This is a genomic window from Geminicoccus roseus DSM 18922, assembly GCF_000427665.1.
Lineage (GTDB): Bacteria > Pseudomonadota > Alphaproteobacteria > Geminicoccales > Geminicoccaceae > Geminicoccus > Geminicoccus roseus.
Genome location: NZ_KE386572.1, coordinates 992,434 through 1,005,895, shown reverse-complemented (window position 1 = coordinate 1,005,895; position 13,462 = coordinate 992,434). Strand labels below are relative to the sequence as shown.

At 68.1% G+C, this 13,462-nt stretch carries 14 protein-coding genes and 2 pseudogenes; 6 read left to right on the top strand and 10 right to left on the bottom strand.

What is annotated here, in order from left to right; translation table 11 throughout:
• Positions 1–12: 12 nt before the first annotated feature.
• Complete coding sequence (locus GEMRO_RS0106035; protein WP_157505470.1) at positions 13–954, top strand: hypothetical protein; 942 nt, start codon at positions 13–15, stop codon at positions 952–954.
• Positions 955–1,106: 152 nt separating this feature from the next.
• Positions 1,107–1,349, top strand: a complete 243-nt coding sequence (locus GEMRO_RS0106030) for an FAD-dependent oxidoreductase (protein WP_205624915.1) — start codon at positions 1,107–1,109, stop codon at positions 1,347–1,349.
• A gap of 461 nt (positions 1,350–1,810) precedes the next feature.
• On the opposite strand, the gene GEMRO_RS34060 is transcribed toward GEMRO_RS0106030, so the two are convergent.
• The 7 genes from GEMRO_RS34060 to GEMRO_RS34040 all read right to left on the bottom strand — a co-directional run bounded on the left by GEMRO_RS34060 (position 1,811) and on the right by GEMRO_RS34040 (position 5,695).
• Complete coding sequence (locus GEMRO_RS34060) at positions 1,811–1,975, bottom strand: hypothetical protein (RefSeq protein WP_157505469.1); 165 nt, start codon at positions 1,973–1,975, stop codon at positions 1,811–1,813.
• Positions 1,959–2,315 (bottom strand): hypothetical protein, encoded by a 357-nt coding sequence (locus GEMRO_RS27920; protein WP_205624914.1) that lies wholly within the window; start codon positions 2,313–2,315, stop codon positions 1,959–1,961. Before GEMRO_RS27920 ends, GEMRO_RS34060 begins: the two co-directional genes overlap by 17 nt.
• A gap of 131 nt (positions 2,316–2,446) precedes the next feature.
• Positions 2,447–3,946 carry an NUDIX hydrolase gene (locus tag GEMRO_RS34055; protein WP_205624913.1) on the bottom strand — a complete coding sequence of 500 codons (1,500 nt, stop codon included), beginning with the start codon at positions 3,944–3,946 and terminating at the stop codon, positions 2,447–2,449.
• Complete coding sequence (locus tag GEMRO_RS34050) at positions 3,943–4,536, bottom strand: hypothetical protein (RefSeq protein WP_157505468.1); 594 nt, start codon at positions 4,534–4,536, stop codon at positions 3,943–3,945. The genes GEMRO_RS34055 and GEMRO_RS34050 overlap by 4 nt, the downstream gene beginning before the upstream one ends.
• Before the next feature lie 268 nt (positions 4,537–4,804).
• Positions 4,805–5,068, bottom strand: a complete 264-nt coding sequence (locus GEMRO_RS0106000; protein WP_027133280.1) for a hypothetical protein — start codon at positions 5,066–5,068, stop codon at positions 4,805–4,807.
• 130 nt (positions 5,069–5,198) lie between these two features.
• Positions 5,199–5,513 carry a transposase gene (locus GEMRO_RS35915; protein ID WP_407645355.1) on the bottom strand — a complete coding sequence of 105 codons (315 nt, stop codon included), beginning with the start codon at positions 5,511–5,513 and terminating at the stop codon, positions 5,199–5,201.
• Positions 5,510–5,695 (bottom strand): hypothetical protein, encoded by a 186-nt coding sequence (locus GEMRO_RS34040; protein WP_157505467.1) that lies wholly within the window; start codon positions 5,693–5,695, stop codon positions 5,510–5,512. Before GEMRO_RS34040 ends, GEMRO_RS35915 begins: the two co-directional genes overlap by 4 nt.
• Before the next feature lie 547 nt (positions 5,696–6,242).
• Here GEMRO_RS34040 and GEMRO_RS35910 point away from each other — a divergent pair.
• Positions 6,243–6,420: pseudogene (locus tag GEMRO_RS35910) on the top strand (IS701 family transposase); the annotation flags it as partial.
• A 426-nt stretch (positions 6,421–6,846) separates the two neighbouring features.
• Here the strand turns inward: GEMRO_RS35910 and GEMRO_RS27910 are convergent.
• The 3 genes and pseudogenes from GEMRO_RS27910 to GEMRO_RS0105985 form a co-directional block, all read right to left on the bottom strand.
• A pseudogene (locus GEMRO_RS27910) lies at positions 6,847–7,894 on the bottom strand (IS110 family RNA-guided transposase).
• A 237-nt stretch (positions 7,895–8,131) separates the two neighbouring features.
• Positions 8,132–9,406 carry an NAD-dependent dihydropyrimidine dehydrogenase subunit PreA gene (gene preA, locus GEMRO_RS0105990; protein ID WP_027133279.1) on the bottom strand — a complete coding sequence of 425 codons (1,275 nt, stop codon included), beginning with the start codon at positions 9,404–9,406 and terminating at the stop codon, positions 8,132–8,134.
• 26 nt (positions 9,407–9,432) lie between these two features.
• Positions 9,433–10,791, bottom strand: coding sequence for an NAD(P)-dependent oxidoreductase (locus GEMRO_RS0105985; protein WP_027133278.1), 1,359 nt, complete (start codon positions 10,789–10,791; stop codon positions 9,433–9,435).
• A gap of 126 nt (positions 10,792–10,917) precedes the next feature.
• Here GEMRO_RS0105985 and GEMRO_RS0105980 point away from each other — a divergent pair, with 126 nt between their 5' ends.
• The 3 genes from GEMRO_RS0105980 (at position 10,918) to GEMRO_RS0105970 (ending at position 13,448) form a co-directional block, all read left to right on the top strand.
• Positions 10,918–11,559, top strand: coding sequence for a TetR family transcriptional regulator C-terminal domain-containing protein (locus GEMRO_RS0105980; protein WP_027133277.1), 642 nt, complete (start codon positions 10,918–10,920; stop codon positions 11,557–11,559).
• A 215-nt stretch (positions 11,560–11,774) separates the two neighbouring features.
• Positions 11,775–12,536 (top strand): SDR family NAD(P)-dependent oxidoreductase, encoded by a 762-nt coding sequence (locus tag GEMRO_RS0105975; RefSeq protein WP_027133276.1) that lies wholly within the window; start codon positions 11,775–11,777, stop codon positions 12,534–12,536.
• Between the two features lie 99 nt (positions 12,537–12,635).
• The gene (locus GEMRO_RS0105970; protein ID WP_027133275.1) at positions 12,636–13,448 is read left to right on the top strand and encodes a glycerophosphoryl diester phosphodiesterase membrane domain-containing protein; all 813 of its coding nucleotides are present in this window, start codon (positions 12,636–12,638) and stop codon (positions 13,446–13,448) included.
• The last annotated feature ends 14 nt before the right edge of the window (positions 13,449–13,462 follow it).

Genomic DNA, 13,462 nt, shown 5'->3' with positions numbered 1-13,462 from the left:
CGGAGCAATGCGATGTCTATCAGAGTGCTTCTTGGCGCTTCATCCCTAGCTCTCATGACCTGCACGGTCGCCGGCACGTCGGCGATCGCGCAGGTGGCGCCCGGCGAACTCGTGATCGAAGGCCCGATCGAGAGCATCGACGACAACTCGATCACGGTGATGGGCATCACGATCAGCGTCCCCGACGGCAAGGCCAACACGGCGACGAAATCGGGCGTGCCGCTGGCGAGCCTCAACGATCCGCTGCCGGGACGGGAGCACGGTTTTGTCGGGGGTACCGCCATCGTCACCGGAGGCAGCCAGAGCGGCGCCGTCACCGCCACGGAAGTGTTCTCCGATCTCAGCGAGAACGTCATCGTCGGTGAAGTGACATCGGAAAAAGGCCAGGACCTCGAAGTCAACGGCATGCCCGTGTATCCGATCCCGAGGGACACGGTCATGCCTGCCAAGCCGGCCATGAACATCTTCGGCTTCGAGATCGATCCGAACTCGGTGGACAAGGGCTCCCTGATCTCGATCGAAGGCTACTACACCAGAGAGCAGGGGCCGAGACGGCTGTATTATCACGATCTGGAAGCCGACACGGGCAACCCGATCGTCTGGAAGGACGAGATCAGCGTGACCCGGGCCCAGTGCCGCAAGCGGAGCGGCACCGGCAAGGACGAACTCCAGGTTCAAGGGGCGGTGCACCTGAAATCGCTCCAAGAGGGCGGGCCAATCCCGAACATCCCGCCCACGCTGGCGGCCCCGACGATCTCATGGAGCCAGACCGCGAACGGTGTCTACAGCACCCCGGTGACGGCGCCGCGATACACCATCGATCCTCTGGTGCCGCAATATGGCGAGTACCGCTATCGAGCCACCAACCTCCGGCTGACCGGATGCCCGCTCTGGGTGAAGGTTCAGTGGCGGGGCGACACGGACATCGAGCATGCGACCGTGACGCCTGAATAGGCCGCTGCGCCCGGCGCTGCTCCTGCCCCCTGGGGGAACGGCAGGAGCAGCGCCCGCCTGCTGTCGGTACCCGGACGGACGCGGCGGGAGCAGCCGCGGCCCTGGCCGTGATCGGAGCGCCAGCTGCCCCTTTCCGGCGGAACATGCCGTACGTGTTCGACGAGATCCTGGACGTCGACGGCTTTGCCTGGACCGGGCAGGACTGGATCCGCGGCTCGTTCGGAAGCCCGCCCTTGGGCGGCGGCTGGATGGTGCGGGAATGGAGTCTGCCCGAACGCCATCTCCATTTCGCCGGCGACTTCACCAGCCTCAAGACCGGCCGGGTCGAGGGCGCCATCGAATCCGGCCTGCGCGGCGCCCGCCAGATCGAGCCCGACGCCGCGCCGGTGGGCTGAGCGTGGCCGGGAAGGGGCCAGCCTCATCCCGCGGCCTGCTCTGCCTCCAACCGACTGGAGACGCCTTCACTTCCCCCTTCCGGCGGAGGCACTCCCGAGCCGCGCAGGCGGCGGCTGCAAGGAGCAGGCCGGCGACCATCATCGCCAGGTTCATGATGTAGGCATGCGTCCGGAAGTTCGGCTCCCAGCCTCCCCAGCTGGATGGTCCGGGGATGTGGTGTGATGGGTCCAGCCTGGACCGTCGTCGGACGGACATCGTAGCGCCTGGCCAGTGCTCGCCCGTTCCCCTGACGCAGCTGGATCGCGCGACGGACCGCCTCCTCCTGGTGGCGCTCTCTTGGAGAGCCCGACTCATGGCGCTTCTCCTGCCGCATGATGCTCGACCGTCCCACCACCGCGCGGGATCCAGCACCTGCAGCGTGTGGTGCAGGCGGTCGCCGCCGCAGTTGCCGTCGAGGAAATCACGGATGGCGTTCCCCAAGGCCGCCGGACGCCAGGTCGGCGACCTGTTCGATGCGCCGGCGCGCCGGTCGGTAGAGGCCGGTCGGGCCATCGATCATGCCGGCAGCCACCAGGACGAAGATAGCCCCGTCCTGCCCGATGCCGACGTCAGCGATGGCTTCCATGATCATCGCGTGCGCGGGTGCCGGAAAGGGGAGCGGTCGGCTGCAGGGTCGCCATGGCATGCCAGACGCGCAGATAGGCGTCGTGCAGCCGGCGGTCCTTGACGCTCGCCTTGAAGTTCGGGGCGTCGATATCCATCACGGCCTGCCCGATCACCTGCGCCACGTGCTCGCGTTCGATTTCGGCCCGGAACATGTAGTCGGTGCTGGTCGACTGGCGCACCTCGGCGCCGGGGAAGTACCGCTCGATGTCGCCAGGCCGGCGGGCACGCACGACCAGGCAGCCCGGCTTCACGGCCTTGTCGACGACCGAGAAGAACGCATCCTTCAGCATGATCCACATGATAGTTCTCCAGGTATCAAAAGGCCCCGACGTGCCGCCTGTCGTCCAGAAATCTTATAGAAAAAATTCTCTTCTCAGCGTCTCCAGACATTCAATTCCTCTCAGGTAACAATATCAAAAACTTTGTTGTTTTATTGATCTTCTGCCAGAGAATGCATCAGATCCGCCTTGCGCCGGATGAGCCGCTCGGCAAGTTCTTGCCGCTGCCCGGCAGTTCCGGGCCCATGCTCCTGGACGATCGCGCGGATGCGCTTATCCGGCAGCGCCGCGATCTGCGCCACGCCCCGGGCGATCTGCGCCTTGCTGATCTGGCCGAACACGGCGGCTGCCTCTACGTTCTGGCCAAAGCGAAGCGTCTCCAGCTCGGCCACCTTGTCGCCGAACGCCTGGCCTTTCGGGGCTCCCTGGGCACGGTAGATCAGCGCGCCGCCCGGATCGATCCGCACCGCGTTGCCGGCCTCGTCGACCAGCATGTTGTCGTAGAGCAGGCCGACGGCGTCCCAGTTCGCCAGCCAGGCATCGGCGGCAAAGCCCTCGGCGGCGCCCTTGACCTTGCCGCCGCGAAGGCCTGCCTCATCCCTCCTCAGGCCGGCGATCATGCGCGAGGCCACGCCGAGCCTGCCATTGAGCCGGATCAGCTCCATGTGCGGCGTGCGGATGCCCAGCGCCTCGTAGAGCTTGGACGCCAGGATCTCGTTCTTGGCGTGGTCGGCCGATTTCGGGAACTTGCAGTACCAGCGCTGGCCGGTCGGATCCTGGAAGAAGCCGCCCGGGTTGGAGCCGTGCTGCTTGCCGACCTGCTTCCAGCCCTCGATCGACCTGGCCTGATCGTGGCCGGCCGGCTTGCCGGCGGCAGCGGCGATCGGCGTGTCGGCGGCGCCGTTCAGAAGCTCGTGCAGCCGGTTCTTGGGCACCAGCGAGACTGCCTGGCTCTCCCAGCCCATGTCCGCCGGCGTGCCACCCACCCGCTTGCCGCGATAGTAGCGCGCGACCGTGGTGCTGCGCTCGAAGTCACCGAACATGCCGGTGATCTCGACCTTGAGGCCGGCTTCCTCGAAGCACTCCTTGATGGCGTTGGCCTGCAGCGACAGGCCGGGCTCGGCGCCACCTTTCGGGAAGGTTGCATCGTAGCCGGCAAAGCCGTTGGTCGGGTGCACCAGCCAGATGCGCCCATCCGGTTCCTCGATGATGGCGCCGGAGGCGGCGGTCTTGCCCATGGGCAGGTCGAGCGGCGGCTCGCCGAGGGCATCCATCTGGCCGTCGACCTGGTTCCAGCCTTGTCTGGTGCGCGGATGATCGGTCCAGGGCGCCAGCGGCACGCCGTGCAGGCAGTCCGGCACCGGGCTGCCGGGAGTGAAGGTCGCCACAGCGTCCGCGCCCGTCCAGCTGTCCTGGCCGGTGGGCGCGCTCGGGGAATGGATGCGGACCTTTTCCCCGTTTTCTCTGGGCCTGGGATGGAACACTCTGGGCGCCGGCTGGGCTTGGTCATGGCCGTCGAACAGGCTGAGCTGCTGCGGCGCGGGATGGGTCTTCCGCTTCACAGCGGGCGCCTTGAACGTGAGGGCGTTGGCGAACCGGCCGCATGTCTGCTCAGCCTTGTTGGCCTTCGGGAAAAGAGTCGGCCGGTTCATGGCTGCTCCGACCTGCCCAGCAGGGCATTGCTCAGGCGGGCGATCTCGGCCTCGAGCGGCGTCGGGTCGAAGCCGTCCGGCTGCGCCGCCAGATCCAGCAGCTTGACGACGTACACCATGAAGGCGTCCCGCACCGCCAGCCTGGTCTCGCCATTGATGGCAAGCGCATGCAGCACGTATTCGCCGCACTGGCCGGCTTGGTTCCAGGGGCCGGTTTCGTACCTGTCCGACGGCGTGATGCCCAGGAACAGGTTGTTCTGCCGCCGGCACTCGAACTCCAGCCAGGCTTGGAATCTGTCCCTGTTCTCGAGGCGCTGGAGCACCGCCAGCGTGAAGTCGCGCACGATCCGGTCCACCACCGGATAGGTGTTGAGCCATATCCTGCCGTCCTGGCGCGGACCCGATGTGGTGGTGTGCAGCCGCTCTAGGGCCCCGTGTTCGTCGGTCATTGGCAGCCCTTGTGAGAGAGGACAGGCATCACTGATCGGAAGGGAATGACCGTTCTGGGTCTTTGTTGTCCCGTGCCGGCTATCCCGGTGCAGGATGATCTGCCGGCCACCGGAGTCGAAATCGGAGAGGTTCGTTGCCATCATACCCTTCGCGTTTCGTGCGCGGTGCAGCCGTCGCGGACCTGGCATGCGCGCTGAGCGCAGCCTTCCTGTCTTGGCTGCGCCTCTGAGAACCCTCGCGGATCACAGCGCCGATGATCGGATTGCGGGTCTCTTCGCCCACGCCGCTGCCACGCTGCGGGATGGTGCCTTTCGGAAGGCCGACCGACCCGTTGTCGAACGCCTGCACCCTTGGCTGGGCGTCAGCGACATCCGGGCAGGACGTGTCGCCCGTGCGCCTTTCCTCGCTTCACTTCCCGCAGGCATCGCCGGTATCCGCCTTGCACGCCTTTTCGTCGTCGCGCCGCTGAGCTTCCCAAAGCCATCGTCGCTGGCCTGCTTGAACGCCACCGCTTTGGGGGGCTGCAGGTTTGGCGTTCCTGATCGGGCTGGCATCGTGCGCCGAAGCGCCGGCGCCGCCATCCTCATCCAGCACGAGATTGTCGGCACCCTTGTCCTTCCAGTCCGCGAACTTGTTCCAGTCCGCGAACTTGTTGCGGCCCAGCGTCTTCACGGGCGCTGGAGAGTATCAGGATCTTGGTAACCGATGCCTTGGATTTCATCCGCCGTCATACCGGCGGACGCCCTCGGCGGTGCTGGTACTGGCCGCGGGATCGAGCAGCCTCCTCGGCTCGACGGCGTGGTCACCCCGCAGGTCCTTCGATCTTTGCCACCAACACCCTTGAAGAAGGCGCGGCCGGCGTCGTTTCGGCGTGCCGCGCCGTCCGGGCCAAGCTGGATGTTGTCCCGTTCCCTGCTGGGGCCCATCGGTTCCTGAGCCATTCGAGAGCGGCGGCAAGGCAGCGGCCGCCCATGAAGGAGCTGCCCCTCTTCTCGGTGCGGGTGGCCATCGCCCGCCACTCCTTCGGTCTGGCCCAGAGGCGCTCGACGCGATGGCGGTTATGGTAGATCCCGGCGGGGCAGGCGACCGGTGCGTCGTGCCGCTGCGGCGGGATCACCGGGCGGCTGCCCAGGTTCCAGATGTGCTCTTCGAAGGCATGGCTGGTAGAGCCACATCGCCCACCACCCAGCGCGGCACGCCCGGCAGACGCTCCAGCAAGCCGATCTCCTGGGGCAGTTCACGCGCCTGGCCTGATGCCAGGCTGAAGGGGACGCCACGACCATGGTCGTCGGCAATCACCCGGGCTCTCGTTCCACCGGGCCAAACGCCCGATCCCTCGGAGAGATGTTCGCCAAGCTGACCGGAGCCACCGCGAAATCGACCAGGAGCCGCATCCGCAGGAAGTCGGGCCTCCAGCACCTCCCTCTTTGGCGGCACCAGCCGCCTTCTGATGCGCATGGATGTCGCTGCCGTCCAGGACGGTCAGGCCGAACGGCGCGCCGTGCTCCTGCGCCATGGACCGTAGCGGTTCCCCCTTCTCCGAGCCTGCCCCATCAGCCGTCAGCAGACGGCTGATCCGATCTCCAGCGGAGAGGCGGCCAGCAGGCTGCCAAGGGCGGATGAAAATCTGAGCTGCCATCCAAACGGGCCGGATCCAGCTGGCAGGCTGCGCCACCTGACCACGTTCCGGCAGCGCCAGATGATCGACTCGATCGTGCGCCGCAGGCCGTGGTGCTGGGACTTGCGGTGGGGGCGGCACGTCTCGTCTTCGCCATCAGATCATCTTCCTTGCCCCCAAGGAGCGTATCAGAGGTGTCCGCGCAATCGGGGGAGGATCAACGCGAGCCTCCAGGAATTGGCGGCTACCATCAAGGCGAGATGGGTCTGCGCGCAAGCCCACCAGCAGATGAAGGAGGAACTGGGCCTCGACCACGTCAAGGGACGCTCCTGGACAGGCCTGCACCGCCACGCGCTGATGACCATGATCGCGCTCTGCTTCCTCCAGCACCTCCGCCTCCAGGAGGGGGGAAAAGGAAAGGAGCCGGACCCGCCGGGTCACCACCGCAGCCGAGCTTGCCGGCCATCCGCCGACGGCTGGTCGAGCTGTTCCGCCGCACGTGGATCTGCTGCCCGCACGGTCGTGCTGAAGTCCGCCCTGCCCTACCGAACCGAGTGCCTAGGTAGTGCTTCCGTAATGGGCCGTTGGGCGTCAAGTCCCCCGAGCGATCATCCTGTCGCCGGTCTCATGCTTCCGTCCGTGGTCGGCATCAGGGCCGCCACATCATGCGATCAGAAAGGAGCCGGTGGGCCAATCTAAGGCGCGTGGTTCACCCAGGCTGAGCGCCCACAGCACTACCCCCGGCCTCACCGGTTCCTGCGTCCCGGCCACGGGACCTCGAAGGAACGGGACTGCTCGGCCCCGTCCCAAACCTGCTCTTCTTGGTGCGCTGCTACGCGGCAGCCTCCTTGCCCCAGCGGAACTCGGTGCCGTTCGCCCACATGCGATGGAGAACACCGGCCCGCTTGCGGGCCAAGGCCACCTTGGCCCGCTTCGTGCCGCGTCGCTTGGCAACCTCAAGGGCCCAGCGCTTGAGGGTCGAGACGCGGACAGTCCGGGTCAGCATCGCGTTGGCCGCCTCGTAGAGGGCAGTGCGCACCATCGCCTCCCCGACATTGCTGATCCCGCCGCTCACATCGGTCACGCCCGACTGGTACCGCTTCGGCGTGAGCCCGAAGTGAGCCCCCACCGCCTTGGCAGTGTGGAACCGTTCCGGATCATCGACGGCGGTCTTGAACGTGACCGCCGCCAAGGCGCCCACGCCGGGTGCCGTCATCAGCCGACGGCAGACCGCATCGCCACGTACGATGGCCAGCATCCGCCGGTGCAGGCGCATGAACTCGGATTGCAAGCCTTCGCGCGCCTGCAGCATCGCGCCGGCAACTGTCTCCAGCATCTCGTGGCCAGCGACCAGCTCGTTGATCCTGGCAGCGAACCGGCCCTTGCCGACCTCGCCCAGCTTGAGCCCGAAGCCGCGCAGGATGCCGCGGATGCTGAGCTCGACATCCCGCAGCTTGGCTTGCAGGCCGCAGCTTGGCTTGCAGGAGCTTGCGGCCGACCAGCAACGCCCGGACCTCCTGGGCATCGGGAGACTTCCGGTGCACCGGCCTGAACCAGCCCATGCGCAAGAGCTGGGCGATGCCGCGGGCGTCCTTACGATCGGTCTTCACGATCATGGCCGAGAGCGCCGCCTTTACGTGCCGGGTCTCCAGCAGCACCGCCTCGAACCCGGCCGCCGTCGGCCCGGCGTGCAGCCACTGCGAGAGCGGCCCCGCCTCCAGCCCGATCCGGACCAGCGGCAGGCCGAGCTGGCCGAAGAAGCCGACCAGCGCCTCCGGCTCGCTCGCTACCTTGGCCTCGCGAATGATCCGGCCGCTGCGGTCGACCACGCACACGCTGCTCCGTTCCAGCGACACGTCGATCCCGGCATCATGCTCCATGGCTGTCCCTCGATGATGCCTGGGGCCGACCCGTGCGGACCCCGCACACCCCATCACTCTGAGGGACAGCCGCCCCGCCAGTCAGAGCCAGCGTGGGCCCGTTACGGCATCTAAAACATGGCCGCAGCCCCAGCGACCCGGGATCGCCTGGCGCTGCGCGCACCTCCTCCACCTACCCGTTTCGGCGCCTGTTGCCGGCCCCCAGACCCCGGGGAGGCCGGCCATCGGGGCGGGGCCTCACTCGGCCGCGTTGGCCAGCGGGTTGTTCGGGTGCATGCCCCAGTTCAGGTAGGGCCGGCCGGTGTCGCGCTCCTGCATGGTGATGCAGTCCTCGACCGGGCAGACATGCATGCACAGGTTGCAGCCGACGCATTCCGGCTCGTTGACCACGTACTTGCGCTTGCCGTCCTCGCGCAGGGCGAAGATCGACTGGTGCGAGGTGTCCTCGCAGGCGATGTGGCAGAGCCCGCACTTGATGCACAGGTCCTGGTTGATGTTCGCCACGATCTTGTAGTTGAGGTCGAGCTCGCCCCAGTTGCGGTAGTTGCGGGTGGCGCGGCCCATGAAGTCGCCGATGGTCCGGTAGCCCTTCTCGTCCATCCAGTTGGACAGGCCCGATGTCATGTCCTCGACGATCTTGAAGCCGTAATGCATGGCCGCCGTGCAGACCTGCACCGAGCCGCAGCCAAGGGCGATGAACTCCGCCGCGTCCCGCCAGGTCTCGATCCCGCCGATCCCGCTGATCGGGATCTCGGCGCATTCCGGATCGCGGTCGATCTCGGCGACCATGCCGAGCGCGATCGGCTTCACCGCCGGGCCGCAATAGCCGCCATGGGCGCCCTTGCCGCCCACCACCGGCTCCGGCGCCATCTGGTCCAGGTCCACCGCGGTGATCGAGTTGACCGTGTTGATCAGGCTGACTGCATCCGCCCCGCCCCGCACCGCGGCGCGCGCCGGCGCCAGGATGTTGGTCACGTTCGGGGTGAGCTTGACGAACACCGGCATCCGGGTCGCCTGCTTGCACCAGCGCGCCACCATCTCGATGTACTCGGGCACCTGGCCCACCGCCGAGCCCATGCCGCGCTCGGACATGCCGTGCGGGCAGCCGAAATTCAGTTCGACCCCGTCGGCCCCGGTCTCCTCCACCAGCGGCAGGATGCCCTTCCAGGCCTCCTCGGTGCAGGGCACCATCAGCGACACCACGATCGCCCGGTCCGGCCAGTCCTTCTTGACCCGCTTGATCTCCTGCAGGTTGACCTGTAGCGGCCGGTCGGTGATCAGCTCGATGTTGTTGAAGCCGGCCATTCGCTGGCCGCGATACTTGATGGCGCCGTAGCGCGACGAGACGTTGACCACCGGCGGGTCCTCGCCGAGCGTCTTCCAGACCACGCCGCCCCAGCCGGCCTTGAAGGCGCGGACGACGTTGTATTCCTTGTCGGTGGGCGGCGCCGAGGCCAGCCAGAACGGGTTGGGCGCCTTCACCCCGGCAATGTCGCAACGCAGATCGGCCATGACGCTGCTCCTTCTCAGTGCTGGGCTCAGCTGCCGGGCAGCTCGGTCGAGCCGGACAGGAATTCGTGGATCGAGCGGGCCGCGATCTTGCCGTCCTCGACCGCCACCACGGTCAGGTCCTGGTCCAGGCCGACCGCGTCGCCGCCGGCCCAGACCTTGGACAGGGCGGTGCGCCGCTGCGAGTCCACCGCGATCTTGGCGCCTTCCATCTCCAGGCGCGCGGCGCTGCCGTTCAGGTCAGCCGCCACCAGCTTCTGGCCGACCGCCTTGAACACCTGGTCGGCGGCAAGCGTGAAGCGCTCGCCGGTGCCTTCCAGCACCCCGTCCTCGCGCAGCCTGGTGTGCTCCAGCTCGATGCCCGCGACCTTGCCGGCCTCGCCCAGGATCCGCACCGGGGCCGTCCAGGTCCGGATCGTCACGCCGTTGGTCTGGGCCAGCTCCTGCTCGAAGCCGGTGGCGCCCATCTGGCCGGTGCCGCGCCGGTACGCGATGGTGACGTTCTGCGCCCCCAGGCGCCTGGCCTGGATCGCCATGTCGACCGCGGTGTTGCCGCCGCCGATCACCACCACGTCCCGGCCGACCGGCAGCTCGCCCTTGTCGGCGGCCTGGCGCAGCGCGGCGATGAAGGCCACCGCATCGGCGACCCCCTCCAGCTCCTCGCCCTCGATCCTGAGCGCGTTGGTGCCGGCCATGCCGACCGCCAGGAACACCGCGTCGAACTCCCGGGCCAGGTCTTCCACATGCACGTCCAGCCCAAGGGCGATGCCGTGGCGGATCTCGATCCCGCCCAGTTGCAGGAGGAAGCCCACCTCGCGCTGGGCGAAGTCGTCGGTCATCTTGTAGGCGGCGATCCCGTACTCGTTCAGCCCGCCGGGCCTGGGCCGCTTCTCGAAGATCACCACGTCGTGGCCGTGCCGGGCCAGGTGATGGGCGCAGGCGAGCCCGGCCGGCCCGGCGCCCACCACCGCGACCCGGCGCCCGGTGGCCGGGGCCCGCTCGAACGGCTGCTCGCCCGCGGCGAACAGATGGTCGGTGGCATAGCGCTGCAGGGCGCCGATCATCACCGGCTCGTGGTCCTGGTCCAGCCGCACGCAGGAGCCCTCGCACAGGATCTCGGTGGGGCAGACCCGGGCGCAGGTGCCGCCCAGGATGTTGGCGTCCAGGATGGTCATCGCGGCGCCGCGGACATTGTCGGTCTGGATGCCGCGGATGAAGCGCGGGATGTCGATCCCGGTGGGACAGGCCTCCACGCAGGGCGCATCGTAGCAGAACAGGCAGCGCGACGCCTCGACCAGCGCCGCCTTGCGCGACAAGGGCGGCGCCAGGTCGGCAAAGCCCCTCGCATACTCCTCGGCCGTCAGCCGGTGGCCGGCGATGTCGCTCATGATGGTGTCGCCCCCGGGCGGATAAACTCTCGTGCCGTGCAGCCTCGTCCTCTATAGGCCAACGTTATTGAACCTGACCGCATGGTCAAGAATCATTCCAGCGTGACGCGAGAGGGGAGGTTCGCCTTGGCTGGCCAGATCCGTCGGAAGAATCGCGCGCTCATTCTCCAGGCCGCCGAGCAGGTCTTCGCCGAGAAGGGGCTGGAGGGTGCGACCACCCGGGCGATCGCGAACCTGGCCGGCCTGCCCAAGTCGAACATCCTCTATTATTTCGGGACCAAGGAGCAGCTCTACCGCAGCCTCCTCGAGCAGAACGTGCGGCTCTGGCTGGATGCGTTCGGCCGGTTCGGGGTGGACGACGATCCGATCGACGCCCTGGAAAGCTACGTGGTCGAGAAGGTGCGGATGAGCTTCGCCCGCCCGCACGCGTCCAGGATCTTCGCCCGGGAGATGCTCAGCGGCGGCGGCCATCTGCGCCTCTACCTGGAAAGCGAGCTGCGCGATTGGGTCCAGGAGCGCGCCCTGGTGATGCGCGGCTGGATCGCCAAGGGCCTGATGAGCCCGGTCGACCCGCACCATCTCCTGTTCACCATCTGGGCGGCCACCCAGACTTTTGCCGACTTCGCGCCGCAGGTGGAGGCGGTCGAGGGCGGCCCTCCCGATGCGGCCGGCCAGGCGGCGATCGCCCGCTCGGTCGCCGAGTTCGTGCTGCGCGCCTGCATCCCCGCCAGCCGCCTGGAAGCGCGCCGGACGGTCCGGGCCGCCTGAGTGCGGTGCAGGCAGGACTGCCCGCCCGGGCGCCGATCGATCCGCCATGCCGCCTCGTCCTCCCGCTCCCGCATCCTGGCCACGAAACCGATCATGGCAGGCAAAGCTTGAGGAAGAGTGAAGATCGCGGCGGGACATGCCCGCAGCGCGGCCTTGATCGCCGGCGGTTTCCGGGCCCACCATGGCCGGGAATGGCGTCAGAGGAGGGGTTTTCCATGGATCTGGGTCTGAAGGGCCTGCGGGCGGTCGTCACCGGCGGCAGCAAGGGGATCGGCCGGCGCTGCGCCGAGGCGTTCGCCGCGGAGGGCGCCCATGTCGCGATCTGCGCGCGCAACGGCCAGGAGGTCGACGCCACGGTCGAACTGATCCGCAAGCAGGGGGTGGACGGGTTCGGCCAGGCGATCGACGTCGCCGACAAGGCGGCGCTGGAAGCCTGGATCGGCGCCTCGGCCAAGGCGATGGGCGGCATCGACATCCTGGTGGCCAATGTCTCGGCCCTGGCGGTCACCGACGACGAGGAGGCGTGGCGGCGCCAGTTCGAGGTCGACATGCTGCACAGCGTCAACGCGGTGAACGCGGCGATGCCCTATCTGGAGAAGTCCAAGCACCCGTCGATCGTGCTGATCAGCTCGGTGTCCGGCCGCGAGATCGACTTCACCGGCCCGGCCTATGGCGCCTTCAAGGCGGCGCTGATCCACTACGCCCACGGCCTTGCCCACAAGCTGGCGCCGAAGATGATCCGCGTGAACAGCGTCTCGCCCGGCAATGTCTACTTCCAGGGCGGCGTCTGGCACTGGATCGAGGAGAACAACCCGGAGCTGTTCAAGCAGGCGCTGGATCTCAACCCGACCGGGCGGATGGCCACGCCGGAGGAGATCGCCAAGGGCGTGGTGTTCCTGGCCAGCCCCGCCTCCAGCTTCACCTCCGGCACCAACCTGGTGATCGATGGCGCGCTCACCAAGGGCGTCCAGCTCTAGGCCGGATGCGGCCGCCTGGCCGCCATGGCTTGACCCCCTGCAGCTCATGGCTTTTCTGAGCCCCGCGCATCGAGCCTGGGCGGACGCGGAGGTCGGAACATGGCGGCAACGGCACCAGGGCGGCCTCAGGGCAGGCTTCATCCGGGCCAGATCATCAGGGACGGGATCCAGGTCATCCTGAAGGAGCCGGGCCTGCTGTTCGGCCTGGCGGTGATCGCGATCTTCGCCGCGACCGCGCTCGACCTGCTGGTCCAGGCCCTCCTGCCGCCGGGCGACCTCAGCCATGTACTGGGGGTGATCATCCAGGCATCCGGCTCGGCGGTGGGCATGGTGGCGGTGACCCGCGCGGTGCTGGCCCATGCCGATGGCGGCCAGATCGGCTTTGGCGAGGCGTTCCACGCGCTGGGTCCCTCGGCGTTCCGGGTGTTCGGCACCAGCTTTTTGATCTCGATCGGGGTGCTGATCGGGATGGTGCTGTTCGTGGTGCCGGGCCTGTGGCTGGCCACGCTCTGGATCGTCGCCGTGCCGGCCGCGATCGTGGAGGAGCTGAGCCCGCTCTCGGCGGCCAGGCGCAGCAGCCAGCTCACCCGCGGCAACCGCTGGCCTGCCCTGGTGCTGGTGATCCTGTCGGTGGTGGTGGGCGTGGGGCTGGGCCTGGCGATCGCGCTCCTGATCGGCCTGCCGGTCGGGATGTTCGTCGGCGCGGACGCGATCGAGACCGAAAGCGGCGGCTACACCCGCTTCGGCCAGGTCCTGGAATCGGTGGGCGTGGTGGTCCAGACGGTGCTGAGCTCGACCTTCGCCGCGTTGACCTGGCGGCGCCTGCGCGAGATCTGGGCCGAGGCCCATGGCGGCGGCCGCGACCCGTGGGCCGCCGGGCCGAGCCATGCGGGCGAGGGCCGCCCGGGCTGAGCGGTGGGCCCGGC

Coding starts and splice junctions, on each gene's coding strand:
- GEMRO_RS0106035 (WP_157505470.1), top strand. CDS start 13: ATGTCTATCAGAGTGCTTCTTGGCGCTTCATCCCTAGCTCTCATGACC.
- GEMRO_RS34060 (WP_157505469.1), bottom strand. CDS start 1,975: ATGGAAGCCATCGCTGACGTCGGCATCGGGCAGGACGGGGCTATCTTC.
- GEMRO_RS27920 (WP_205624914.1), bottom strand. CDS start 2,315: ATGTGGATCATGCTGAAGGATGCGTTCTTCTCGGTCGTCGACAAGGCC.
- GEMRO_RS34055 (WP_205624913.1), bottom strand. CDS start 3,946: ATGAACCGGCCGACTCTTTTCCCGAAGGCCAACAAGGCTGAGCAGACA.
- GEMRO_RS34050 (WP_157505468.1), bottom strand. CDS start 4,536: ATGGCAACGAACCTCTCCGATTTCGACTCCGGTGGCCGGCAGATCATC.
- preA (WP_027133279.1), bottom strand. CDS start 9,406: ATGGCCGATCTGCGTTGCGACATTGCCGGGGTGAAGGCGCCCAACCCG.
- GEMRO_RS0105985 (WP_027133278.1), bottom strand. CDS start 10,791: ATGAGCGACATCGCCGGCCACCGGCTGACGGCCGAGGAGTATGCGAGG.
- GEMRO_RS0105975 (WP_027133276.1), top strand. CDS start 11,775: ATGGATCTGGGTCTGAAGGGCCTGCGGGCGGTCGTCACCGGCGGCAGC.
- GEMRO_RS0105970 (WP_027133275.1), top strand. CDS start 12,636: ATGGCGGCAACGGCACCAGGGCGGCCTCAGGGCAGGCTTCATCCGGGC.